This is a genomic window from Acidimicrobiales bacterium, assembly GCA_016794585.1.
Taxonomy (GTDB): domain Bacteria; phylum Actinomycetota; class Acidimicrobiia; order Acidimicrobiales; family DATDAH01; genus JAEUJM01.
In genome coordinates, this window is the sequence record JAEUJM010000005.1 from 76,306 (window position 1) to 100,892 (window position 24,587).

A 24,587-nucleotide genomic window follows, 5' to 3' on the forward strand; every position below is an offset into this window, starting at 1 on the left:
ACGGGGCGTCCCGGAGGCTCTCCTCTCTGAGTGCCAGGGGCGCTCGGTCGCGCCTGCCGCCTCACATCGACAGGAGGCCCCATGACGACCATCCGACGGCTGTTTCTCCTCTTCGGAGTGGTGGGGGCACTGGCCGTGCTCGGCGCCGCCTGCAGCAGCGACAGCGGCGGCGACGAGAGCGACACCGGCGCGGCCACGACCGAGGCGTCGGAGGGCGGCACCGAGTCAGGCGAGGAAGAGCTGAGCTACGCCGAGGGCGGCGCCGACTGGGTGGAGTTCGAGCCCGCGTGCGGTGGGTCGAGCCAGTCCCCCATCGACCTGGCCGAGGCGGTGGACGGTGACGTCGCCGACCCGGTCGTCGACTGGTCGTCCGACGGCCTGGAGATCGAGAACAAGGGCCACACCACCGAGGTGTACGTCGCCCCGGGCGAGAGCACGACGACGCTCCAGGGTGAGGAGTGGGAGCTGGTGCGCTTCCACTGGCACGAGCCGTCCGAGCACGTCAACGGCGACGACGCCTACGACATGGAGCTGCACTTCGTGCACCAGCGCACCGTCGATGGCGCCACCGAGAACGCGGTGCTGGGCGTGCTCATCGAGACGGGCGACGCCAATCCCACCTACGACCCGATCTGGGCGGCGCAGCCGGACGAGGAGGGCACCCGCGAGCCGCTGGACGCCGACCTCGACATCACCACACTGCTCCCCGACGACCTGGCCACCGTCACCTACGAGGGCTCGTTGACCACGCCCCCATGCTCGGAGGGCATCAGCTGGAACGTGCTGACCACGCCGGTGACGATCAGCGCCGAGCAGATCGAGGCCTTCGCCCACCCCGGCACGGCTCGGGAGGCGCAGGACCTCAACGGCCGCGAGGTGACCGCAGACAACACCTGAAGCGCGTGGTCGACCCGCCGAACCGGGCTCCCTGACCGCTGGCTCGGGTCAGGGGGTCCGGTCCTCGTCGCCCACGTAGCGCCTCACCACTCCGAGCGAGGCTTGTACGTGGCCGACTCGGGCGGGCGGGTGATGTGGTGCCCGAAGAAGCCGCCCTTGGGCCTCGCATGCGCGTGGTAGTGGTCGGGGATGTTGCGCATGTTGTCGTCGATGTAGAACTCGCCGATCTCGGCGAGCGCCACCAGGCCGAGCTGCTCGTGCATGTACGTCTTCTCGTCCATGGGCGGGTCGATGCCGTGACTGCGCCACACGACCATCGGGGTGGCGCACAGCTCGCACTCGGCGATCCAGCACACGTCGTCGTCGTGGTGCCAGGGCGTGATCTTGGCGGCCTGGCACAAGTCGCAGTCGGGGTCCTTCGGTCGATCCACGCCGTCGCTCATCCGCCGGACCGTAGCGTCACCGCCGCGGCCGGCGTTCCTCGCGGCGGGTACTCGCCAGGCGCAGAACGTGGTGGCTTGGACCGGCGGCACTCCTTAGCATCGACGTGTGGCGTTCGAGCGCATCACCACCGATCCGGACCGCATGGGCGGCGTTCCGTGCATTCGGGACCTGCGGGTCACCGTGGGCATGGTGCTCGGACAGCTCGCGCGCGGCCGTACGACCGAGCAGGTGCTGGAGGATTACCCCTACCTCGAGCGTGAGGACATCCTCGCCGTGCGGGACCTGCCAGTTCGGTGAGCCCGGGCGTTCAGCGGAACGCCGGGGGGGACGCCGAGGATCCAGCCTTCGCGGGCGACCAGCTCGTCGTCGGGGGCGTTCAGCGGAACGTCGGGGAGGGCCAGCGCGACGGCGAGGGCGTCGGCGGCGTCGCCGGAGCGGTGCAGGAGGGCGATCGTGTCGGCGTCGAGGCCGGTCACGTCGGGCCGGGCCCGCCAGCGGGACACCTGCTCGCGTCTGTCGGCGTCGCTGCCCTTGCGCAGGTCGGGGTCGAGCCACATCGACGGGTAGGCCTCGGCCACGACCGTCGCCGCGGTGGCGACCCGGTCGCCGTCGTAGGGCCACACCGCCAGGTGGCTGACGTCGGCGAGGTGGTCGAGCACGGCCATGCCGTGGATGGTCCCGAGGGTGACCTGCCGCTGGTAGACGACGAGGTCGAACACCGACGCCGGCAGGGGCACGCAGGCCTCCTCGGTGCGCCGGCGCCGCAGCGGCGCCCGGTCGCCCGGCACGAGCCGGAACTGATCCCGCTCGGGCGCGGCGTGCAGGGCGGCCCGAACGTCCCCGCCCGCCGACGCCACGAGGCCGGCGGTCCAGCGGCGCAGCTCGGGCCACGTCCAGTCGGTGCGGCCGTCGAGCACGAAGTCCGCCGGGAACGAGAAGGAGAAGTCGAGGCCGGCGATGGTCCGGCGGTCGGGCCGCACCCGGAGCTCGGCCTCGACCTTGGCCCGGGACGACCGCTCCACCCGTTCCACGGACCGACGCCCGTCGGCCGACCGCACCACCTCGGCCAGGAAGACGTTGCCCCCGACCTTGGCGCCGGACCAGTCGACGCCGAGGAACCGGTCGAACTCGGCGCCGCCGGGTCCGTGGGCGATCGGCTCGCTCAACGGGCTCGGGCCGACCGGCCGACGGCGGATGTCGGTGTCACTCCCCGACCGCGTGGCCGTCGGCCCGCACTCGCGCCGGCCGGGCGCCGGGGATCAGGGCGACCACTGAGTCGTCCGCTCGCGCCCCTGCTGTGCATGCCCGCCCCCCTCACGGGCGGCTCACACGGCCCGCCAGTAGACGATGCCCGCCTCGCCGTCGACGGCATCGGGGATGCGGCCGACCTGCTGCCATCCCATCTCCTCGTACATGGGACGGGCGGGGTTGGACTCGTACACCAGGTTGAACACGATGGCGTCGAACCCGAGGCCGGGCGCGGCCTCGATCGAGTGGGCCACCAGGCGCCGGCCGAGCCCCAGGCCCCGGGCGGCGGCGTCCACGACGTAGCCGGCGTTGGCGATGTGGCTCGCCTTCCCGGCGTAGTTGGGCTTCAGGTAGTAGGCCCCGACGAGGTGGCCGTCCCGACGGGCCACGGTCACCGTCGCCACCGGCGAGCGCCACAGCCCGTCGTAGTCGGCCCGGGACAGCGGTGCGTCGTGGGGGTAGCCCTCCCCCGCCTCGACGATGCGGGCGAACAACGCGAACAGCTCCGTGTCGTCCCGGTCGGGGTCGAAGGGGACGATCTCCAGGTCGGTGGCGGCGTCGCTCATCACCGCTCACGCTAGATGCGGGACCGGGGCGACCCGCCGCCCAAGCTCGGAGGCCAGCACCTTCGGACCCGGAGGCTGTCACGTCCTCCCTCCCGGATTCCGGAGCACGGCCGGGCCGCTCGACTCCCGCGGTGCGCCCGTCCCGGACCCCGCCGTCAGGGGCGGCCGGAGCGGGGCAGGTCGCCGAAGGGGACGTCGCGGTCGACCGCTGGCTCGCGGGGCAGGCCGAGGGCCTGCTCGCCGATCTGGTTGCGCTGGATCTCGTCGGTCCCGCCTCGGATGGACAGCGACGGGGCGGTGAGGAAGGTCGTCGCCCACTCGCCGTCGGCCAGCATCCCAGCCGGGCCCTCGAGCTCGAGGGCGAGCGACGTCGTGGCCTTCAGGGTGTCGGCCATGCGCAGCTTCGAGCCCGGCATGCGCCGGCCCGCCCACCGCCGGGCCTGGACGTCGCTGTGGATGGCCATGGCCCGGTCGCGCGCCGCGGCGGCGGCCAACCCGTCCGACGAGCGGACGAGGTCGAGCAGCGCCGACGTGTCCCCGAGACCCAGGCCCGCCGCCGGCGCGCCAGCGCCCCCGCCCCGTTCGAGGGCGAGCACCGACCGGGCGATTCCCCACCCCGCGCCAGGGTCGCCGAGACGGTCGCCGTCGGGGACCAGCACCTCGTCGAGGAACACCTGGTTGAAGTGGGCGTCGCCGTTCATCTGCTTCAGCGGCGCCACCTCGACGCCGTCGGCGGTCAGGTCGACGGCGAACACGGTGATGCCCGAGTGCTTCGGCACCGACCAGTCGGTGCGGGCCAGGCAGAGCCCCCACCGGGCGTAGTGGGCCCGGCTGGCCCAGACCTTGGCGCCGGTCAGCCGCCAGACCTCGCCGTCGCGCTCGGCCCGGGTGGTGAGGCCGGCGAGGTCGGAGCCGGCGTCGGGCTCGGAGAACAGCTGGCACCAGATCTCCTCCCCGCTGGCGATGGGCCTCAGCCAGCGGGTCTGCTGCTCCGGCGTGCCGTGGACGAGGAGCGTGGGCCCGACGAGGGCGAGGCCGACCGCGAACGGGTACAAGTCGGGCACGGCGTAGGCGCCGACGGCCCGCTGCACCGCCCCGACCTCGTCGGGGCCCAGGCCGGCGCCGCCGTGCTCGACCGGCCACGCCGGCACCGCCCAGGGGCCCATGGTGGCGAGGTAGGCGCGGCCCGGGCCGAGGTCGTCATTACCGGCGCCCAGCACGGGCGCGGCATCGCCGCTGGCCCTCCGCCGCAGACCGGCGGCCTCGGCCGCGGCCCGCACCTCGGCGGCGAGGTCGTCCCCCACGTTCACGTCCCCATCCCACCACACCGCCGGCCGGCGACGACGCTGCGGCAGCCCTGTCCCGTCGGAGCCGAGAACGCGCAGGCCGCCGACCCCGGCCTCACCGTTCCCGGAACCGGCCGCCGCCGGCCCTCAGTAGGGGTAGCCGGCGCCCCACGCCGCCGGGGTGCGGGCGAGGTTCCACAGCCAGCCGGCGAGCTGGTTGCGCTTGACCGTCGCCTTGGGCTTGAACGACGAGCCGGACACCGGGGCGCCGAGGCCCTGCGCCTGCCACCAGTCGGCGGCGCCCGAGTACCAGGCGGCGTCGGGGACGTCCGGATAGGTGGACGCCGGCGAACCGGCCACGAGGCCGGACGCCCGGTGGAACCAGACCGCCAGGCGGGCGCGGTTGATCGGGTCACGCGGGCGGAACGTGCCGTCGGCGAAGCCCGGGTCGATGCCGGCGTCGTCCAGCCAGTCGACCGCCGGCGCGTACCGGGCGGTCTCGGGCACGTCGGTATCGACCGCACCGTCACCCGACGCGGCCGGCCGGCCGGCCACGGTCCAGAGCGCGAGGGCCGCCTGGGCGCGGGTCGCCGCCTTGGCGGGCTTGAACAGGCCGCCGGCGGAGCCCGACAGCGCGCCGTAGGCGGTGGTCCAGTCGACGCCCGGCGCGTACCAGGCCGTCGCCGGAACGTCGGAGAAGCCGGCGGGGCCGGGCGACTCCAGCGACGAGGTCGACGCCGGGCCGGGACCCCCTGCGAAGGTGGCCCGCACCGAGAACGAGTAGCGCAGCCCGGGGTCGGGCGACGGGTACGTGAACGACGTCGAGCCCGCTCCGACCGGGAAGGTCTCCCCCGTCGGCGCCACGGACACCTCGTAGCCCGTGACGGCGTCGGGGGACGCCGGGGCGGTCCACGACACGTCGATGGCCCGGTCGGCCACCGAGACGGTCGCGGTCACCCCGGTCGGCGCCCGCGACGCGACGAAGGCCCGGCACGGCTGCGACCGCAGGGCCTCGCAGGCCGGCCGCCCGCTGGGGACCTCGATGCCGGACAGGACGGGAAGCACCACCGACGAGGGCCGACCCACGGAGTGGGCGACGTCGACGAACTGGTCCGTGGGGTACTGGAGGTTGGTGAAGCGCCAGCGCACCCGGTTGCCGCCGGGAGATTTGATGGTGAGGCGGAGCTGCGAGCCCTCATGGGCGATGTGGCCGAACGGGAAGATGGCCACCCGCGCGGGCACGAACTCTCCGGGCGGGAGGTCCGCGGCGTCGGCGGCGAGGTGGGTGTGGAACGGCAGCAGCTCGGTCGACGACACTCCGAGCGCGCGGTGGCTGGCCCGCAGCCAGCCGCTCTGGATGTACGTCTCTTTGCCGTCGGGCCGCACCTCGGTCAGGTCCACCTCGAGGTCGACGTCGGGCGCGGTCGAGCGCAGCCAGAGGTCGACGCTCGCCGTGCCCACCATCACCTTGTCCTCGTCGAGGGGCGGCGTGAGGAAGCTGAGCGAGGTCCCTTCCGGGTTCGCCGCCCAGGAGAACCCGGGGTTCGGCGACATCAGGTTGCGCGCCGCGTCGATGCCCGTGGATCCGCTGGTGCCGTCGTAGCGGTAGGTGTCGGCCCCACGCGGGGAGGGGTCGGGCACGGTCGGCGGCGCCTCGCCGAGGCCGCCGTCGGGCTGGAGGAAGAGGCGCCACGGGGAGGTGGCCGGCGGTGGCCACGACTCGAAGGTCTGGCTGAAGGCGCTGTAGGGGTAGCCCGACGGGCAGGGCGCGGGCGAGCGGTCGCCATCCGGGCAGGCACGGCCCCCCGTCCCCGCGGCGCCCTGCTCGAAGCTGACCCGGATGGGCGGCTCGGCCTCGTACTGCGCCAGCGCGTCCTCGAAGTCGTCGGGCCAGACCCGGTCCGGGGGCAGGTCGACGCCCGGGGCGCCGATCAGCTCGGCGAACCCGAAGTTGGCGTACTGGCGCAACGGCCCCTCGAGCCCGGGCACCCGCCGGCCGACGTAGAAGTCCAGGAACTCGAGGATGCGCAGGTAGGACTCGGGCGTGTACTGCTCGGCATGGGCGCCGTTCATCAGCTGGGCCCGCAGCGGCGGCTCGCCGGGGCCCCCGAGGCTGGTGAAGTCGTCGAGCAGGTTGGCCGCCTCGCCGCCGGTCTGCTCGTCCTGCCAAGCCACGCCCAGGTAGGTGGGCACCTCGATGCGGTCGACGAACGTGCGGGGCGCGAGCGAGTCGCCGGCGGCCTCGTAGTACGCCTCCGGGTCGAGCTGCGGCAGGATCGGCACGGCCTGGGTGTGGAGCACCTGGTTGGCGGCGCACTCGGTGTCGCCCGCGGCGATTCGGTCACGCACCCATCCGTGGGCCGCGGGGCGGGCGTCGCCGTCACGCTCGGCCGCCCAGTCCACTGCGAACCCTCCGTTCAGGATGCCGCCCGGGTAGAGCGTGGAGCGGTAGGTGTCACCGATCACCGACTGCGGCGTGATGGCGGCGAGGTGGGGCGGCTGGGTTGCGGCCACGAACAGCTGGCTGATGCCGGGGAACGAGAGGCCGATCATGCCGACCCGGCTCGCCCACGGCTGCGCCGCCACCGTCTCGATCACGTCGTAGCCGTCGAGGCCTTGGAGCGTCTCCCAGTAGCTGTAGGCACCACCCGAGCACGTCGTTCCCCGCAGGTTGACGCCGACCACGGCGTAGCCGGCCGCTCGGGCCACGAACATCGGCCGGTGATCGGGATCGCTGCTGAAGATGTCGGGATCCGACGGGTCGTACCCGGAGTAGTCGACCACGACGGGGTAGGGCGGCGAGATCGCCGGGTCGAGCGGCGGCAGGACGTTGACGCTGAGGGTGGTGCCATCGCGGGTCTCGAGGTACTGGTAACCGATCTCGGGGTCCTGCCAGAGCCCGGCGGGCGCGATCGCGAGGTCCTGGGCGTCGTAGAACGACTGGTCGGGGTGGTCCCCGGGATCGAGGACCGTGACGGAGGCCGACACGTCGCCGCCCTGGCGCACCCGGTAGCCGGCGCCCGGCGGGATCGGCGTCTCCTCCCGGGGGTCGTTGCCGAAGATGAACGCACCGCCGTCGTCGGCGGGCCCGGACGCCACCACGGCGTTGGAGGCGTCGAGGAGCTCGACGGTGGCGCCGGGAGTGGCTCCGGTGACGAAGACCTGCTGCACGCTCCCCTGGGCCACGAGGGTGACCGCGCCGGCCGGCGTCGACGGCGTGGCCAGGACCAGGCCGGCGGCCATCACCGCGAGGGCTACCGCGAGCGTGATCCCACGCCGCGAGTGGTCGCGCCTGTTCCCCATCGCCTTCACCGTCCCCGTCGCCGCCTGGCCAGAACCGGCCCGAACTGACCCGGCAACCTAGCGCCTCCCGGTTTTTAGATCACGTTTCAAATTTCGTCGATCCTCGGGTTACGATCCGCGGATGGAATTCGGCATCTTCAACAGCCTCTACGTCCCCCACCAGGTCGCCGATCTCGATCCCGAGAACATCGAGCACAACCGCCTGATGGACGAGGTCGTGTGGACGCAGGCCGCCGACCGCAGCAACTTCAAGTACACGTGGGCCACCGAGCACCACTTCCTCGAGGAGTACTCGCACCTCTCGGCCAACGAGTCCTTCCTCGCCTACCTCGCCGGCGTCACCGAGAACATCCACCTCGGCAGCGGCATCATGAACATCACCCCGCCGGTGAACCACCCCGCCCGCGTGGCCGAGCGGGTGGCCATGCTCGACCACCTGAGCCACGGGCGCTTCGAGTTCGGCATGGGCCGCGGCTCGTCGAGCACCGAGCAGAAGGGCTTCGGCATCGATGACCCCGACCTGACCAAGCTCATGTTCGACGAGGTGTTGGGCGAACTGCCCAAGATGTGGGCCGACGGCAAGTACAGCTACGACGGCACCTACTTCTCGATGCCCGAGCGCAACGTGCTGCCCAAGACCTACACCAAGCCCCACCCGCCCATGTGGGTGGCCGCCGGCAACCCGGGCACCTTCGAGAAGGCCGGCCGCCTCGGCCTCGGCATCCTCTGCTTCGGGGTCAGCGAGCCCGAGGCCCTCAAGCCGCTCATCGAGAGCTACAAGAACGCCGTGCAGGACGCCGACCCCATCGGCGGCTACGTCAACGACAACGTGATGGTCACCACACAGATGCTGTGCCTCGAGGACGGCGAGAAGGCCCGCCACATCGCCACCGACATGACGACCGGCTACCACACCACCAACGTGTTCCGGTACCTCGACACCTTCCCGAAACCCCCCGGCATCCCCGACTGGCCGTTCGTATTGCCCGACCCCACCTACGAGCAGGTCGACCAGAGCATCAAGAACCACCTCGTCTGCATCGGCACCCCCGAGGAGTGCGCCAAGACGGTCGAGCGCTACCAGGCCACGGGGGCCGACCAGCTCACCTTCGGCATGCTCTCGAGCACCATGCCCGTCGAGATCGCCATCGAAGCGGTCGAGACCTTCGGCAGCCAGATCATCCCGGCCTTCGACAAGGACCCGGTCCACAGCACCACCCGCCAGCGCGAGGCGCAGCTGGCCGGCGCCACCGCCTGACTCCCGTCGGCGACCGACCCAGCGCGCCGCTCCGCACGACCGGGACCCGGCCGCTGACCGCTCCCGGCACGGCGGCGCCCGTCGTACAGTCGGCGCCGTGACGACCACCGACACCGTCGACGCCTTCCTGCGCGCCCACGCCGGCGACGCCGGCGTGGCTCTGCGCTTCGATGACGACTCATGGACGTGGCCCGAGGCCACCGCCGCCGCCGCCCAGCGCGCCGCGCTGCTCCTGGCCGAGCGGCGACCGGGTCCCCTGCACATCGGCGTCCTCGCTGACAACGTCCCCGAGTACGTCCACTGGCTCAGCGCCGCGGCCCTCGCCGGCGCCACGGTCGTCGGCATCAACCCGACCCGCCGGGGCGCCGAGCTGGCCCGGGACATCACCCACACCGACTGCCAGGTGCTCATCGTCGACCCGGCCTACGCCGACCTGCTCGACGGGCTCGACCTCGGTGACGAACTCGGCCCCGACCGGGTGTGGCGCTTCGACGACCCCGCCTACCACGAGCGCCTCGCCGCCCACGCCGGCGCCGACCTCGCCACCGTCGACGCCGCGCTCGCCGACGAGGGTCGCACGGTGGGCCCCGACGACCTCTACCTGCTCCTGTTCACGTCCGGCACGAGCGGCGCCCCCAAGGCGGTGAAGTGCAGCCAAGGCCGCCTCGCCCGCATCGCCGGCATCGTGGCCATGGGCTTCGGCCTCGGCGCCGACAGCGCTTGCTACCTCTCCATGCCGCTGTTCCACTCCAACGCGCTCATGGCCGGTTGGTGCCCGGCCGTGGCCGGCGGCGCCACCTCGGTGCTGCGACGGAAGTTCTCTGCGTCGGCCTTCCTCAGCGACGTGCGCCGCTACGGCGTCACCTACGCCAACTACGTGGGCAAGCCCCTTGCGTACATCCTGGCCACCCCCGAACAGCCCGACGACGCCGACAACCCGCTGCGCATCGTGTTCGGCAACGAGGCCAGCGACGGCGACATCGCCGAGTTCGGCCGGCGCTTCGGCTGCGTGGTCATCGACGGCTACGGCTCGAGCGAAGGCGGCGCCAGCGTGAGCCGCACGCCCGACACGCCGCCGGGGTCACTCGGCCCTGCCGGCCCGGACAACCTCGTGCTCGACCCCGAGACGGGCGACGAGTGCCCCGTGGCCCAGTTCGACGCCGAGGGCGCCCTGCAGAACGCCGACGAGGCCATCGGCGAGCTCGTCAGCCGGTCCGGCGGAGCGCAGTTCGAGGGCTACTGGCGCAACGAGGAGGCCGAGGCCGAGCGCCGCCGCGGCGACAACACGTACTGGACGGGCGACCTCGCCTACAAGGACGCCGACGGCTTCCTGTACTTCGCCGGCCGGTCGAGCGAGTGGCTGCGGGTGGACGGCGAGAACCTCGCCGTGGCCCCCATCGAGCGCATCCTCCAGCGCCACCCCGACGTGGCCATGGCCGCGGTCTACGCCGTGCCCGACCCGGTCGTGGGCGACCAGTGCATGGCCGCCCTCGTCCTGCGGTCCGGCGCCACCTTCGACCCCGAGGGCTTCGCCGCCTTCCTGGCCGAGCAGGCCGACCTCGGCACCAAGTCGGCACCCCGCCTCGTCCGCATCGTCGACGCCCTGCCCACGACGCAGACCAACAAGGTGCTGAAGCGCCAGCTCCAGCAGGAGGCCGCCGACGTCGCCGACCCCGTCTGGCACCGCCCCGGCAAACCTCTGACCTACGAGCCCCTCGAGCGCTGAGTCCACTCAGCCGCGAACCGCGGCGCCGAGCACTCGAGAGACAGGCGGGCGGGCCGGGACCTGGACCGTGGCTGACGGCCAAGGCAGAGGCGCGAAGAACGAGCGGTACCACTCCGTGATGAACGCTGACCGTCCGATCACGTCGTCCCTGAACGAGGGCTGACCCGTGGGATCTCACGCTTCGTGGCCACACGGGCCCGTGCACACTGCGTTGGAGGAAATAGCCCCCGGATTCGGGGGGCTATTTCCTCCAACGACTGGCTTATCGCTCGATTCCCGCCCGTTTGACCACGCAGGGTGGCGCGCCAGGCCGGCCGGCGTCGCGCAGGGGCGGCGCCGCCTTGAAAAGCCGCCTTTGCCGAGGGCGCCATGCTCGCTTGGCGGGTCAGTCCATCTTGGGGTAGCCCTCAGGACCGCCGCCCGCCAACGGTGCGCGGGACCGCTCGGTCGCCAGACGAACCAGTTGCCCAGAGCGAATGTCAGCCCAAGGACGAACGGGATCTGCCACACCAGCTGCATCACGAGGACACCCCACGCGGCAACGAGCAGGCCAGAGCAAATGCCCCACCAGACCGGATGCTTCGAAACCCAGTCGGCAAGCCCTGAGCCCATGTCTGATCAATCGGCGCTAGCGGACCTTCCTGAAGAAGGTGCGCACGTCGTCGACGAAGAGCTCGGGCTGCTCGAAGGCGGCGAAGTGGCCGCCACGGGGCATCTCGACGTAGTGGACGAGATTGCAGACCGCCTCGATCCACTTCCGAGGGGGCCGGACCAGCTCGCCCGGGTAGGCGGCGTAACCCGTCGGCACGTCGATGAAGGCGCCGTCGAGGTCCATGGCGCTGGTGCCCGCCCGGGTCGACTCCCAGTAGAGGCGGGCCGCCGAGTTGGCCGTGCCCGTCACCCAGTAGGTGGTGATGTTGGCCAGCATCTGGTCGGCGGTGAGGGCACTGTCGGTGTCGTCGGGGTGGTCGGTCCAGGCGTGGAACTTGTCGAAGATCCACGCCGCCAGGCCCGCGGGCGAGTCCGTCAGCCCGTAGGCGAGGGTCTGGGGCTTCGTGCTCTGGATCTGGAGGTAGCCGATGCCGGTCTTGGCCATCTCTGCGGCGGCGCCCAGCCGAGCCAGCTCGTCCTCGGTGAGGTCGTCGAACGCGCCCTCGGCGGGCGGGCCGACGATCATCATGTTCACGTGGATGCCGGCGAGGTGCTCGGCGTCGATGCGGCCCAGGCCTCGGGTGACCACCGAGCCCCAGTCGCCGCCCTGCGCGCCGTAGCGCTCGTAGCCGAGGCGGGCCATGAGGTCCTTGACCGCCTCCGCCATCGTGCCGGCGTGAAAGCCGGGGTGGTGGGTGGGTCCCGAGAAGGCGTAGCCGGGGATGGACGGCACCACCACATGGAAGGCGTCGGCCGCGTCACCGCCGTGGGCGGCAGGGTCGGCGAGCGGGCCGATGACATCCAGGAACTCGATGATCGACCCGGGCCAGCCGTGGGTCAGCACGAGGGGGAGGGCGTCGGGCTCGGGTGAGCGCACGTGCAGGAAGTGCAGCCGCTCGCCGCCGGGAGTCTCGGTGACGAACTGGTCGAAGGCGTTCAGGCGGGCTTCCACGGCCCGCCAGTCGAAGTCGTGCGCCCAGTGGCGGCAGAGTGCGCGCACCGCCTCGAGCTCGGTGCCGGGCTCCCACCCCACCCCGGGGAGCTGGTCGGGCCAGCGGGTCTCGGCGAGGCGCCGGCGCAGGTCCTCCAACACCGTCTCGGGGACCTCGACGCGGTACGGCTCGATGGGCGCGGTCATTGTGCGAACATAACCCCGGACGAGAACACGTTCTCGTTCCCGACGGTCCCGCACCACCACCACCCAGGGGGAAGCTCCACCATGACGGACGTCGCCTCGCCCGCCGGCGCCACCCACCCCGACGAGCACGACCTCGACCTGCTCGACGGCGCCCTCTACGCCGGCGACCCCGAGCCCACCTACGCCTGGCTGCGCGAGAACGCCCCCGTCTACTGGGACGCCACCAACCGCCTCTGGGGCGTGTCGCGGTACGCAGACATCGTCGCGGTCGAGAAGGACCCGGTCACCTTCACCAGCAGCCAGGGCTACCGCCCGAACATCCCCGCCGACACCTCGATGATCGGCCTCGACGACCCCCTCCACACGGCCCGGCGCCGGCTGGTCTCGCGGCGCTTCACCCCCCGGGCCGCGGGCGGCTACGAGGACGACGTGCGCCGGGTGGTCACCGAGCTCATCGACGCCGTGGCCGACCGCGGGGAGTGCGAGGTGGTCCACGACCTCGCCGCACCGCTGCCCGCCATGATGATCGGCTGGCTCCTCGGCTTCGAGGACGCCGAGTGGCCCAACCTCAAGCACTGGTCCGAGACCACCATCCCCGCCGGCGGCGGCCCCCGGTACCTGAACGACGAGGTCATCACCGCCGCCGCCGAGTTCCACGTCGCCGCCTCGCAGCTCGCCGCTCTCAAGCGGTCGCAGCCCGGCAACGACTGCATGACGGTGTGGACCACCGCCGAGGTCGAGGGCGCCCCACTTGCCGACGACGACATCGTGTCGGAGGCGCTCCTCCTGCTCGACGGCGGCGCCGAGACCACCCGCAACGTCATCGCGGCCGGCATCTTCCTGCTCAGCCAGCACCCCGATCAGCGCCAGCTGCTCATCGACGACCCTTCCCGCATCCCCACCGCGGTCGAAGAGCTCATCCGCTACGTCACGCCCATCCTGAACATGCGACGCACCGCCACGCGCGACGTCGAGCTGCACGGCCAGCTCATCCGCGAGGGCGACGAGGTGCTGCTCATGTACTCGTCGGGCAACCGCGACGAGGCGGTGTTCGACGACCCGCAGCGCTTCGACGTGACCCGCTCACCCAACAACCACATCGCCTTCGGCTTCGGCACCCACTTCTGTCTCGGGGCCTCGCTGGCCCGCCTCGAGCTACGGGTGTTCTTCGAGGAGCTGCTGCGGCGCCTCCCCGACATCGGGCCCGCACCCGGCATCACCAGCCCCGAGATCGTGCCCGGCGCCTTCGTGCGCGGCATCCGGGCCCTCCCCGCCGTCTTCACCCCCGAGCAGGCCTGAGCCCTCGGGTCCATCCACCCGCCCCGACCCAACCCCCTGGAGATCCTGTGCCCCACCACGTGACCGGCTTCGAGTTCAGCGAGGACGCCCTCGCCGTGCGCGCCTTCATCTTCGAGTTCTGGTGCGACAACGGCCGCGGCCCGACGCTCCGCGAAGTGCACGAGGCCCTCGACCTCGACCGCAAGCGCATCAAGGCCGCCTACAAGCAGCTCCAGCTCGGCATCGTCATCACCGTCGACGAGGACACCCAGAACTGCAACCTCCTCAAGGCGCCGCCGTTCTCCAGCTTCCCCAGCCAGGTGTCGGCCTACATCGACGACGAGTTCCACAGCTTCGTGGGCTGCGCCAGCGAGTCGATCGCCTTCTCCCACATGCCGCCGTTCAAGGACAAGGAGGTGCGCCTCGAGGGCTTCTGCGCCTGCTGCCTCGAGCCCATCACCCTCGTGTCGAAGAACTTCGAGCTCCAGAGCGTCTCGCCCGAGGGCATCTTCCTGCACATCTCGTCGAGCCCCCACGACTGGAACAACTTCACGATGGAGTTCATGTGCGACTCCATGAACTTCGTCATCGACGCCGAGCACGCGGACCGCTACGAGCGCCAGGTCGCCCGACGCGGCGTGCTGGTCAACCTCGACCAGGCGAAGCAGTTCGTGAAGTTCGTCGCCGACCAGCGCATGTGGGACTACCACTGGAAGCCGGGCGTGATGATGCCCGACGTCGTGATCGACATCTTCCGCGGCATGGGCGTGGACGTCTCCAACTGGGACGGCTGACCCCACCGGCGGCGGGCTAGGGGACGCCGCTCACCATGTCGCAGTAGGCGGAGGTGTCCAGGCCCGACTCGCCCCGGCAGTCGTCCGTTCCGTCCCCCCCCACGAGGTGATCGGCGCCGGCACCACCGACGATCAGGTCATCGCCGTCGCCATCGCCCCACCGCCCGTCACCGCCGTACAGCACGTCGTCGCCGCGGCCGCCCCTGACCTCGTCGTCGCCCTCATCGCCGTACACCTCGTCGGTCCCGCGCCCGCTGCGGATCTGGTCGGGTCCGCCCATTCCGCACACGAGGTCACCGCCGCGCAGCCCGACGATGACGTCTGCTCCGCTGGTCCCCCGGATCACGTCTCGCTCGTTCGTGGCGTGCTCACCCAGACGTAGGTCGACCGTGGCCGCCCTCGACCGGCAGGCCGGCGTCAATCCGGCATCGATGCCGTCCACGATGCCGCCGGCCGCCACCACCACGGCGGCGCCGTGGTCCTCTGACACGTAGCTGCCCGGCAAGGACTCGAAGTCGAGGGCGTAGCTCCCCTCCGGGAGCCCACCCACGTCGTACGTGCCGTCGCTCGTCGTGTCCGTGAACCGGTAGGTGGGGTGGTCCGGTCCGGGCGGTCCGCTCAGGCGTGTCGCGGTGACTCGTCCGCCGACCACCGGGCCCCCGGTGGCGTCATCGGTGAGCCGTCCACTGATGTGTCCCGCAATCGCCAGCGTCGCGTCGATGCCGCTCGTCGTCGAGGCCACACCGACCGGGACCACATTCGTGTCGTCGAGCCGCGCCTGGTCGTCGAAGAACTCGCCGACGTGGTCGATCGGTGGGGTGCAGTCCCAGAACGCGACCGTCTGGTCCCCCGCGGTGAGGGTGGCGATGTCGTAGTGCCCGTCGGCATCCGTGGTGGCGGTACCGAGCCAGTCGACCCAGCGATCGTGGGTCGCTTCCACACAGATGCCCTCGAGTGGGGCGCCGTCGACCTCCGCGGTGACGGTGCCGGTGAGGTGACTGGATACCGACAAGGCCGCGTCGATGCCCTCGACGGTTTGCCCGCCGGTCACCGCGACCAGTGTCGCTGCGTACGGGTCGGTGCCGCCGCCAGAGACCTCTCCGGCGTAGCCCTCGAGGGGGGGCCGGGGGTAGCAGCCGTACCCCGATCTGTCCCCGGGCTCGAACACGACGACGGCCGAGCCCGCCGGGACCGACGCTCGGTAGTAGCCATTGGCGCCGGTGGTCGCCGCCGCGACGCGGGCGAACCCGCGGGTGCTGTCGAACAGGAACACGACGCACGCACCCTGCAGCGGAGCCCCCGTGGCCTCTGCCGTCACCCTGCCCCGCACCGTGCCGGTCGCCGGCGCACCGGCACTCACGGGTGTGGCGGCACCCACCGACCCGGCGGTCAGGACGACCAGCGCGACCAGCGCCGCCCCATACCTGCGGTCCTTCGCCATCGGCTCCCTCGCCATCCTCGTTGGCGCCCGGCACGACCGTAGACCGGTTGTTCGCCGTCGTGTCGTCCGCGGCGCCGGCCGGACAGCCCAGCGAGAGCCGCTCAGGCGCCGCCGGCGACGCCGTTGGTGACGAGTTCGGCCAGGGTGGCGACCAGTTCGTCACGGGTGAGGGTGCGGCGGTCGAGCCACCAGCCCACGCCCTCGAACACCGTGCCCATGAGGGCGATCGAGCGCATCTCGAGCTGCGCCGCCGAGCCCTGGACGCCGAAGCCGGTGACCAGGAAGGCACCGACCTGGGCGGCCAGCGCGGGCAGGACCGGCAGCTCGCCCGATCCCCGTCCGGTGCCCTGGGAGCCCTCCACCAGGAACCGGTGTAGGGCGGGCTCGCGCTCGGCGAAGGCGACGAACACGTCGATGGCCTCGGTCACCGCGTGCCGAGGATCCTCCGAGGCATCGAAGATGGCCTCGAGCGAGGTCCCGAGCTCGGCGAGGAAGCGGTCGCCGATGGCGGCGGCCAGGCCGGCCTTGTCGCCGAAGTGGTGGTAGAGCACCGGCTTCGAGATGCCGGCCTCTGCGGCGATGTCGGCCATCGAGGCGTCGGCGCCGATCGAGCGGATGGCCCGGATGGCGGCGTCGGCGAGCTCGGCCTTCCGGACCTCGGGGTCGGGACGCGCCCGCGTCGTCGGGGGCACCGGCGTCAGGCCGGGGCCGGGGCGGCGTTCTCGAGCGCGAACGCTTCGTACTCGTCGCCGGTGTCGACCCAGTCCTCGAACTGGATCACGCCCATCTCCTCGTAGCGACGGCGCAGCCAGGCGTCGTTGCGGTCGAGTAGGCCGAGCTTCTTGCAGTTCGGGACGATCTTCGAGAAGAGCATCTGCTGGAAGATCACGCGGCCCGGGTCCTGCACGACGAGCTGGAGGGCCTCCTTGACGTTCACGCCCATGCGGTCCCACACCTCCTGCTGGAGGAAGCGGTCGCGCATGCGGATGGACGCCTCGTAGGCGAACTCCTGGCGCTCGAGCATCTCCTTGTCGGAGAGGTCGGCGTAGAACTCCTGGAGGGACAGGACGCCGAAGGCGACGTGGCGGGCCTCGTCGCTCATCACGTAGCGCAGGAGCTGCTTGAGGAGCGGCTCCTCGACCATGGCGTGCATGAAGCCGAAAGCGGCCAGCGCGAGGCCCTCCACCATGATCTGCATGCCCAGATAGGTCATGTCCCACCGGCTGTCCTCGATGATGTCGTCGAGCAGCATCTTCAGGTGGGCGTTGATCGGGTAGTGCCCGGACATCTTCTCGTCGAGGTACTTGGCGAAGACCTCGACGTGGCGGGCCTCGTCCATCACCTGGGTGGAGGCGTAGTACTTGGCGTCGATCCACGGGACCGACTCGACGATCTTGGCCGTGCAGACGAGCGCGCCCTGCTCACCGTGCATGAACTGGCTGAGCGACCAGTTGCTGCCCTCGACGTTGAGCTGCGCCCACTCCTTGTCGCCCCACTTCTCGAAGGGCGTGCCGGCGAGGTCGTAGCTCTCGGTGAAGCCCCGGAAGGTGTTCACCGCGGCCATGGCCTGCGCCTCCTGGTCGACCTCGGTGTCCCACGGCAGGTCGGTCTCGCCGTTCCACTGCGCGTGCTTGGCCTTCTCGTAGAGCTTGTTCAGCGCGGGGCGCTCACCCTTGTCGTAGTTCCACGTGAAGATGGCGTCGGCGTTGTCGCGCACATGGTGGATGGCCTCGTGCACGTCGGTGTTCGAGATGGACAGGACCTGCTCGAGGTCGACGGCATCGCGGGCGGAAACGGTGGTCATGCGGGAGCCCCCTGGCGGCACGTGTGCGGTTCTCTACCGTCGGTAGGCTACCGGCGGTAGCTGAGAGGTTACCGCCGGTAGCCCCGACGTCAAGGAGACGTTGGTCACAGGGCCGCGTCAGCGGCAGACGGTGCCGCCGTCGACGAGCATGGTGTCGCCGTTGACGAACGAGGCCCGGTCCGAGCACAGCCACACCACGGCCTCGGCCACCTGCTCGGGGCGGCCCAGCTCGCCCGTCGGCACCGTGGCCTTCATCATCTTCTCGATGCCGGGGTCGCCACCGATGAAGGCCTGCATCATCGGCGTGTCGGTGGTGCCCGGGCAGACGGCGTTGACCCGGATGCCCGAGCGGGCGTACTCCTGCGCCGCCGTCTTGGTGAGGCCGAGCACGCCGTGTTTCGAGGCGACGTAGTGGGGCAGGCTCGGGAAGCCGATCACGCCGGCGCCCGACGAGGTGTTGACGATCGCGCCTCGCCCCGCCGGTCCCATGACCCGCAGCTCGTGCTTCAGGCACAGGAACACGCCGGTGAGGTTGAGGCGGACCACCGCGTCCCAGTCCTCGAGGGTCACGTCGGTGAACCCAGCCGGCGTCCCGCTGGTGCCGGCGTTGTTGTGCGCGCAGTCGAGCCGACCCCAGCGCTCCACGGCGAGGGTCACGGCCGCTTCGACCTGGCCCTCGTCGGTGACGTCGACGGCCAGGCCGACCGCCTCGCCGCCGGCGTCGACGATGGCGGCGGCCACCGACTCCGCGCCCGCCCGGTCGATGTCGACGACCACCACGCGGGCCCCCTCGGCGGCGAACAGGTGAGCCGTCGCGGCCCCGATGCCGCCACCGGCACCGGTCACCAGTGCCACCTCGCCGTCACGGAAGTAGGGGGAGCCAGGAGCCATGGCCCGACCCTACGCGCCGTCCGACGGGGTTTCTGACGAGCCGTCAGGCCCGTCTAGGCTCACCCGCCGGACCGCCCACCCCCGCGCCGGCCAAGCGTGCCACCGGGGACGACACACAGCGAGGATCGATCACCATGGGAGCACTCGACGGGAAGGTCGCCATCGTCACCGGCGCCGGCCGCGGCCTCGGCCGCGCCCACAGCCTCACGATGGCCGCCGAGGGCGCCACGGTCGTGGTCAACGACCTCGGGGACGAGGCGGAGGCCGTCGTCGCCGAGATCGAGGCCGCCGGCGGCCAGGCCCTCGCCAACCACGCCAGTGTCAGCGACTGGGAGGCCACGGAGGCCCTCGTGGCCGACACCGTCGAGCGCTTCGGCGACCTCCACATCGTGGTCAACAACGCCGGCATCCTCCGCGACAAGATGAGCTTCAACATGGACGAGAGCGACTGGGATGCCGTCGTCGACGTCCACCTGAAGGGCCACTTCACCGTTTCCCGCCACGCCGGCGTCTACTGGCGGAACCAGGCCAAGGCCGGCGCCACCGTCGGTCGGCGCATCATCAACACCTCGTCCGAGGCGGGCCTGTTCGGCAGCGCCGGCCAGGCCAACTACGCCGCCTCCAAGGCCGGCATCGTCGGCCTCACCCTGGTGTTCGCCCGCGAGTACGGCCGCTTCGGGGTCACCGCCAACGCCATCGCCCCCCGGGCCCGCACCCGCATGACCGAGGACATCGAGTTCTTCAAGGCCCCCGAGGGCGAGAGCGCCTTCGACCGCTTCGCCCCCGAGAACGTCTCGTCCATCGTGGCGTGGCTGGCGAGCGACGCCGCCGCCGACGTGAGCGGTCAGGTCTTCATCGTCATCGGCGGCGACGTGCACCTGTTCCGCCCGCCCGCCATCGAGGCCAGCATCTCGAAGGGCGACCGCTGGAGCATCGACGAGTTGGTGGCCTCGAGCGGCGACCTCTTCGGCGACAAGGGTCCCGGCGTGCCGCCCATGGCCGTCCCCGGCTGATCGGTCACTCCCGTCCTCCACGCTCGCCGGCCCGCCCCATGGGGCCGGGCCAGGCGGTAGACAGGACGACGTGTTCACGGACCTGCGCGTCCTCGACCTGAGCTCCGGCATCGCCGGGCCCTACGCCACCAAGCTGCTGGCCGACGCCGGCGCCGACGTGGTCAAGGTCGAGGGCGCCACGGGCGATCCCCTCCGGCGGTGGTCCGCCACCGGGGCCGACCTCGGCGACGAGGACGGCGCCCTCTTCCGCTACCTCAACACGTCGAAACGCTCGGTGGTGGGGGCCTTGGACGATCCGACTGTCTCCGCCCTGGTGCGGGGCGCCGACGTCCTGATCGAGGACGACACACCAGGCGTCGTGGACGTCGACGCCCTCCATGCGGCCAACCCCGCCCTCGTGGTGGTGTCGATCTCGCCCTTCGGCGCCGACGGCCCGTGGGCGCACCGCCCCGCGACGGAATTCACCCTCCAGGCCTGGTGCGGCTCGATCGCCAGCCGGGGCACCCCCGACCGCCCGCCGGTCGCCGCCGGCGGGCGCATCGGCGAGTGGGTGGCCGGCGCCTACGCCGCCGTCGCCGGTGCCGCTGCCTGGCGCCTCGCCCGTGACACCGGGCGCGGCGAGCACGTGGACATCTCGATGTTCGAAGCCATGTCGGTGACCATGAACACCTTCACCACCCTGTTCTTCGAGTTCACGGGGTCGCCGCCGCCCGACGCTCCCACCCCCACCATCGAGCTGCCGTCCATCGAGCCGACGTCCGACGGCTTCGTGGGCTTCTGCACGATCGCCCGCCAGCAGTTCGAGGACTTCCTCGTCCTGATCGACCACGCCGAGCTGCTGGCCGACGATGCACTGGCCAACGCCACGCTGCGGGCCCGGCGCATGGACGAGTTCCTCGGCTACGTCCGGCCGTGGACCGCGCAGCACACGACCGACGAGATCATCGAGCGGGCCTCGGCGCTGCGCATCCCCGTCGCACCCGTCCTCGACGGCGCGACCGTCGTCGGGCACGAGCAGTTCGTGAGCCGGGGGAGCTTCGTCGAGGGCCCGCACGGCTTCACCCAGCCCCGGATCCCCTACCGGATCGGCGACCTGGCGCCGCCGGCGTTCCGACCGGCGCCGGCCCTCGGCGAACACACCGGCGCGGTGACCTGGCCCGTCCGGCCTCCCGCGGGAGCTCCCGAAGCCCAACCCGAAACCGAAGGTGGAGGCGAGCGCGTCCGGAATCCGGATGCTGTCGCCTCCACCTCGGGGCCCGTCGCTGCGCCTCACGCCCCCTTGCCCCTCGATGGCGTCCGGATCGTCGACTTCACCGCGTTCTGGGCCGGCCCCTCCGCCACCCAGTTGCTGGCGGCGCTGGGCGCCGACGTGGTCAAGGTCGAGTCGATCCAGCGACCCGACGGCATGCGCTTCACCTCCGCCAAGCCCGCCTCGGTGGACCAGTGGTGGGAATGGGGGTTCGTCTTCCACGGCGCCAACGCCAACAAGCGGTCGGTCACCCTCGATCTGAACCGCCCCGAAGGCCTCGAGCTGGTACTGCGCCTCATCGCCGACGCCGACGTGGTGGTCGAGAACTTCTCGCCCCGGGTGATGGAGAACTTCGGCCTCGCCTGGGAGACGGTCCACGCCGCCGCCCCCCGAGCGGTGATGCTGCGCATGCCGGCGTTCGGCCTCGACGGCCCGTGGCGGGACCGCACCGGCTTCGCCCAGACCATGGAGCAGCTGACGGGCATGGCCGCGGTCACGGGCTACCCCGACGGCCCCCCGGTGCTCCCCCGTGGCGCCGTGGATCCTCTCGCAGGCCAGCACGCGGTCTTCGCCCTGCTCGCCGCCCTGGACGAGCGCGACCGTACGGGCACGGGGATGCTGGTCGAGGCCACGCTCGCCGAAGCCGCCCTCAACATCGCCGCAGAGCCCGTGGTGGAGCAGAGCGCCTACGGCCGCCTGCTCGGCCGCCACGGCAACCAGAGCCCGATGGCCGACCCCCAGGGCGTCTACCCCTGCGCCGAAGGGCAGTGGTTGGCGGTCGCGGCGGCGACCGACGCGCACCGTGAGGCGCTCGCCGACCTGCTCGCCGCCACCGACGTCCAGGGCGAACCCGGCAACGAGGCGCTGGCCTTCTGGTGCGCCGAGCGGCCGGTCGAGGACGCGGTGACCGCCCTCCTCTCCGCCGGCGTCCCTGCCGCCGTGCTCGTGCACCCTGCGGCCATCGACACCACCGAGCAGCACCAGGCCCGCGCCTTCTTCGAGGTGCTCGACCACCCCGTCACCGGCCGTCACGGCCTCCCCTCCCTGCCCTTCCGCTACCGCCGGCACGAGGCGGACCACGTCGCCGGGCCGTCCCGCGGCTGGTTGCGCACGCCGCCGCCCACCCTCGGCCAGCACACCGACGAGGTGTTGCGCACCCGGCTTGGCCTCGGCGACGACGAGCTCGCCCGCCTGCGGGCCGAGGGCATCACCGGCGACCGCCCGGCGGGCCTGTGACCCGCCGCCGCCTCCACGACCCCTTCCGGGTACTCCCCCGTCGCGCCCACGACACAGGGGAGTACCCAGAACGGAAGGAGGGAGCCCGCATCGGCGCCGCTGCGGTGGTGCTCGCCGCCGTCGCCCTCGTGGCCTCGAGTTGCGGCAGCGGCGCCGACCGTCCCGGCGGATCCGAGGCGGCGACCGCCACCTCCGAGCGTGGCCCGACCACCACGGCGGCGCCGACCACCACGAGCACGACCATCGACCCGGTGGCCGCCTGCATCGCCGCCCTCCCCGTGCGCCAGCGGGTGGCGCAGCTGGTGGGCATCGCCATCGACGGCGGCGCGCTCGCCTCCGAGGCCCAGCGGGCCGCCGACCTCGGCGTGGGCACCGTGCTCGTGCAGCGCCCGACCACGACGGGCCTGGCCGAGGGCATCGCTGCGGTGAAGGCCACCAGCGCCATCGCACCCCTCGTCGCCGTGGACGAGGAGGGCGGCGAGGTACAGCACCTGCGCGACCTCCTGGGCTCGATCCCCTCCGAACGGTCGATGGCGACCGGCCAGGACGGACCCGCTGCGAGCGCCATCGTCGGGCCTCACTTCCAGGCGGTGGCCGACCTCGGCTTCGACGTGGTCTTCGCGCCCGTGGTGGACGTGGCCGCCCCGGGCGGCGGCGGCCCCCTGGGGGATCGCACGTTCTCCGACGATCCCGCGACGGTCACCGCCTACGGGCAGGTCTACGTGGACGCCATGCAGGCTGCCGGGCTCCTCCCGGTGCTCAAGCACTTCCCCGGCCACGGTTCGGGCGAGGCCGACACCCACGACGGCCCGGTCGGCACGCCGCCGATCGAGTCGCTCCGGACCCGGGACCTGCTGCCGTTCGACGCGCTGGCGGCCGATGCGCCGGTCGCGGTGATGGTCGGCCACCTCAACGTCCCGGGCCTCAGCGGGACCACCCCGGCCAGCATCTCGCCTGAGGCCTACGACCTGCTCCGCGACGAGCTCGGCTTCGAGGGGCTGGCCTTCAGCGACTCGCTGAGCATGGGCGCCATCGCCGGCACCATCCCGCCCGAGTCGGCCGCGGTGCAGTCCATCGCCGCGGGAGCGGACGTGGCCTTGTTCGTCACCATCGCCAACCCGGCCGACGCCATCGACGCCCTGGAGGCGGCCGTCGGCGACGGCACCCTGCCCGAGGCCCGGGTGAACGAGTCCGTGGCCCGGGTGCTGGCGGAGAAGGGCGTCGACCCCTGCTCGCTCTGATCCGATCAGGGATCGGGCGGGAGACAGTCCACGATGAAGCGGCCGACGTCGGCGAAGACGCGACGGCTGGCGTCGGCCCACGGCATGAGGAACGGGAACACGTGGAACATGCCGGGCTCCTCGAATGACGTCGTGGCCACGCCCGCCTCGTCGAGCTTGTCGACGAAGGTCCGGATCGAGTCCCGGAACATCTCGTCGTCGCCGAAGGCGACGTAGGTCGGCGGGTAGTCGGACACGTCGTCGCTCATCGGGTCCACCCGCGGGTCCAGCGGGTCCACGCCGTGGAGGTAGGGCGACGACGGGATGTTCCACGGGAGGATGTCCTTGCCGGCGTTCTCGCTCACCGAGGCGTCGGCGAAACGCAGACCGACCTCGGGTGAGAACAGGACCAGGCCGGCGGGGTCGGGGAGGTGCTCGGTGCGCACGTCGTTGAGCAGCGACAGGGCGAGCCCGCCCCCACCAGAGTCGCCGGCGAGAACGAACCGACTCGGCTCGAGGCCGTCCTCGAGCAGTGACTCGAGCACGGCCGCGGCGTCGAGCAGCCCCGCCGGGAAGGGGAACTCCGGGGCGAGGCGGTAGTCGGGGGTGAACACCGAACAGCCCGACGAGCGGGCGAGGTAGGCGTTGAAGGCCGCGTACATGGTGGGACAGGTCCCCACGTAACCTCCGCCGTGCAGGTAGAGCACCGTGCCCCGTGCCGACCGCTCGGTTCCGTTGTCCGGGTGGTACCAGAGCCCCGGGACCCCAGCGACCTCCGTGCGATCCATGGTCACGTCGAGCGCCTTGGCCGCCGGCGGCATCACCACCCGGCACAGATCGTCGATGAGCACCTCGATCGACCGGAACTCCTCGGTCGGCAGCGAGGTCGAGTAGCCCATGAAGGTGCGCATGACCTGACGGGTCACGCTGATGCCGATGTTGTCGGAGAGGCTGTGCGCGCCCCGCCACGGCGCCCGGAACGGCACGCTGCACACCGCCAGCACCATCTGCTCGGCCAGACCGGCCACCGCGAATGCCGCGATCGGCGCCGGCGCGGTCGCCACGTCCTCACGTCGGCCCATGACCATGGAGCGACAGGCTAGAAGGCGCCCCGCCGGGGTGGGCAGTCGTCGCCCGTCACCGG

At 71.9% G+C, this 24,587-nt stretch carries 20 protein-coding genes; 9 read left to right on the plus strand and 11 right to left on the minus strand.

What is annotated here, in order from left to right:
* The first annotated feature begins 81 nt into the window (after window positions 1-81).
* Window positions 82-897: a carbonic anhydrase family protein gene (locus JNK12_02365; protein ID MBL8774741.1), complete on the plus strand. Its 816-nt coding sequence runs from the start codon at window positions 82-84 to the stop codon at window positions 895-897.
* Window positions 898-980: 83 nt separating this feature from the next.
* Here the strand turns inward: JNK12_02365 and JNK12_02370 are convergent, their stop codons facing one another.
* A complete protein-coding gene (locus tag JNK12_02370) occupies window positions 981-1,340 on the minus strand; it encodes a hypothetical protein (GenBank protein ID MBL8774742.1) in 360 nt (119 codons plus the stop codon).
* A 106-nt stretch (window positions 1,341-1,446) separates the two neighbouring features.
* Between JNK12_02370 and JNK12_02375 the strand changes: the two genes are divergently transcribed.
* Window positions 1,447-1,638: a DUF433 domain-containing protein gene (locus JNK12_02375; protein MBL8774743.1), complete on the plus strand. Its 192-nt coding sequence runs from the start codon at window positions 1,447-1,449 to the stop codon at window positions 1,636-1,638.
* On the opposite strand, the gene JNK12_02380 is transcribed toward JNK12_02375, so the two are convergent.
* The 4 genes from JNK12_02380 to JNK12_02395 all read right to left on the minus strand — a co-directional run bounded on the left by JNK12_02380 (window position 1,587) and on the right by JNK12_02395 (window position 7,744).
* The gene (locus JNK12_02380; protein MBL8774744.1) at window positions 1,587-2,507 is read right to left on the minus strand and encodes a hypothetical protein; all 921 of its coding nucleotides are present in this window, start codon (window positions 2,505-2,507) and stop codon (window positions 1,587-1,589) included. The two genes, JNK12_02375 and JNK12_02380, sit on opposite strands and share 52 nt — an antisense overlap.
* A gap of 159 nt (window positions 2,508-2,666) precedes the next feature.
* On the minus strand, window positions 2,667-3,155 hold the full coding sequence (locus JNK12_02385; protein MBL8774745.1) for a GNAT family N-acetyltransferase: 489 nt from the start codon (window positions 3,153-3,155) through the stop codon (window positions 2,667-2,669).
* 155 nt (window positions 3,156-3,310) lie between these two features.
* Window positions 3,311-4,465, minus strand: a complete 1,155-nt coding sequence (locus JNK12_02390; protein ID MBL8774746.1) for an acyl-CoA dehydrogenase family protein — start codon at window positions 4,463-4,465, stop codon at window positions 3,311-3,313.
* A 123-nt stretch (window positions 4,466-4,588) separates the two neighbouring features.
* Window positions 4,589-7,744 carry a CocE/NonD family hydrolase gene (locus JNK12_02395; GenBank protein MBL8774747.1) on the minus strand — a complete coding sequence of 1,052 codons (3,156 nt, stop codon included), beginning with the start codon at window positions 7,742-7,744 and terminating at the stop codon, window positions 4,589-4,591.
* Window positions 7,745-7,865: 121 nt separating this feature from the next.
* Here JNK12_02395 and JNK12_02400 point away from each other — a divergent pair, with 121 nt between their 5' ends.
* Entirely contained in the window at window positions 7,866-9,002 is a 1,137-nt protein-coding gene (locus tag JNK12_02400) for an LLM class flavin-dependent oxidoreductase (protein ID MBL8774748.1), read from the plus strand.
* A gap of 97 nt (window positions 9,003-9,099) precedes the next feature.
* Complete coding sequence (locus JNK12_02405; GenBank protein MBL8774749.1) at window positions 9,100-10,728, plus strand: AMP-binding protein; 1,629 nt, start codon at window positions 9,100-9,102, stop codon at window positions 10,726-10,728.
* Window positions 10,729-11,356: 628 nt separating this feature from the next.
* Here JNK12_02405 and JNK12_02410 read toward each other — a convergent pair.
* Complete coding sequence (locus tag JNK12_02410) at window positions 11,357-12,517, minus strand: epoxide hydrolase (protein MBL8774750.1); 1,161 nt, start codon at window positions 12,515-12,517, stop codon at window positions 11,357-11,359.
* An 81-nt stretch (window positions 12,518-12,598) separates the two neighbouring features.
* Between JNK12_02410 and JNK12_02415 the strand changes: the two genes are divergently transcribed.
* Window positions 12,599-13,816 (plus strand): cytochrome P450, encoded by a 1,218-nt coding sequence (locus JNK12_02415; protein ID MBL8774751.1) that lies wholly within the window; start codon window positions 12,599-12,601, stop codon window positions 13,814-13,816.
* 59 nt (window positions 13,817-13,875) lie between these two features.
* Window positions 13,876-14,589, plus strand: a complete 714-nt coding sequence (locus JNK12_02420; GenBank protein ID MBL8774752.1) for a hypothetical protein — start codon at window positions 13,876-13,878, stop codon at window positions 14,587-14,589.
* A 16-nt stretch (window positions 14,590-14,605) separates the two neighbouring features.
* Here the strand turns inward: JNK12_02420 and JNK12_02425 are convergent, their stop codons facing one another.
* The 4 genes from JNK12_02425 to JNK12_02440 all read right to left on the minus strand — a co-directional run bounded on the left by JNK12_02425 (window position 14,606) and on the right by JNK12_02440 (window position 18,725).
* Window positions 14,606-16,030, minus strand: coding sequence for a hypothetical protein (locus JNK12_02425; protein MBL8774753.1), 1,425 nt, complete (start codon window positions 16,028-16,030; stop codon window positions 14,606-14,608).
* Between the two features lie 101 nt (window positions 16,031-16,131).
* Window positions 16,132-16,722: a TetR/AcrR family transcriptional regulator gene (locus JNK12_02430; GenBank protein MBL8774754.1), complete on the minus strand. Its 591-nt coding sequence runs from the start codon at window positions 16,720-16,722 to the stop codon at window positions 16,132-16,134.
* Between the two features lie 5 nt (window positions 16,723-16,727).
* Window positions 16,728-17,834, minus strand: a complete 1,107-nt coding sequence (locus JNK12_02435) for a ferritin-like domain-containing protein (GenBank protein ID MBL8774755.1) — start codon at window positions 17,832-17,834, stop codon at window positions 16,728-16,730.
* Window positions 17,835-17,951: 117 nt separating this feature from the next.
* A complete protein-coding gene (locus tag JNK12_02440) occupies window positions 17,952-18,725 on the minus strand; it encodes an SDR family oxidoreductase (protein MBL8774756.1) in 774 nt (257 codons plus the stop codon).
* Window positions 18,726-18,859: 134 nt separating this feature from the next.
* Here JNK12_02440 and JNK12_02445 point away from each other — a divergent pair, with 134 nt between their 5' ends.
* From JNK12_02445 to JNK12_02455, 3 genes are all read left to right on the plus strand, one after another.
* Complete coding sequence (locus JNK12_02445; GenBank protein ID MBL8774757.1) at window positions 18,860-19,738, plus strand: SDR family NAD(P)-dependent oxidoreductase; 879 nt, start codon at window positions 18,860-18,862, stop codon at window positions 19,736-19,738.
* Window positions 19,739-19,808: 70 nt separating this feature from the next.
* Window positions 19,809-22,223 (plus strand): CoA transferase, encoded by a 2,415-nt coding sequence (locus JNK12_02450; GenBank protein MBL8774758.1) that lies wholly within the window; start codon window positions 19,809-19,811, stop codon window positions 22,221-22,223.
* Window positions 22,220-23,464, plus strand: coding sequence for a hypothetical protein (locus JNK12_02455; protein MBL8774759.1), 1,245 nt, complete (start codon window positions 22,220-22,222; stop codon window positions 23,462-23,464). The genes JNK12_02450 and JNK12_02455 overlap by 4 nt, the downstream gene beginning before the upstream one ends.
* A 5-nt stretch (window positions 23,465-23,469) precedes the next feature.
* Here JNK12_02455 and JNK12_02460 read toward each other — a convergent pair whose 3' ends face one another.
* Complete coding sequence (locus tag JNK12_02460) at window positions 23,470-24,531, minus strand: alpha/beta hydrolase fold domain-containing protein (protein ID MBL8774760.1); 1,062 nt, start codon at window positions 24,529-24,531, stop codon at window positions 23,470-23,472.
* Between the last annotated feature and the right edge of the window lie 56 nt (window positions 24,532-24,587).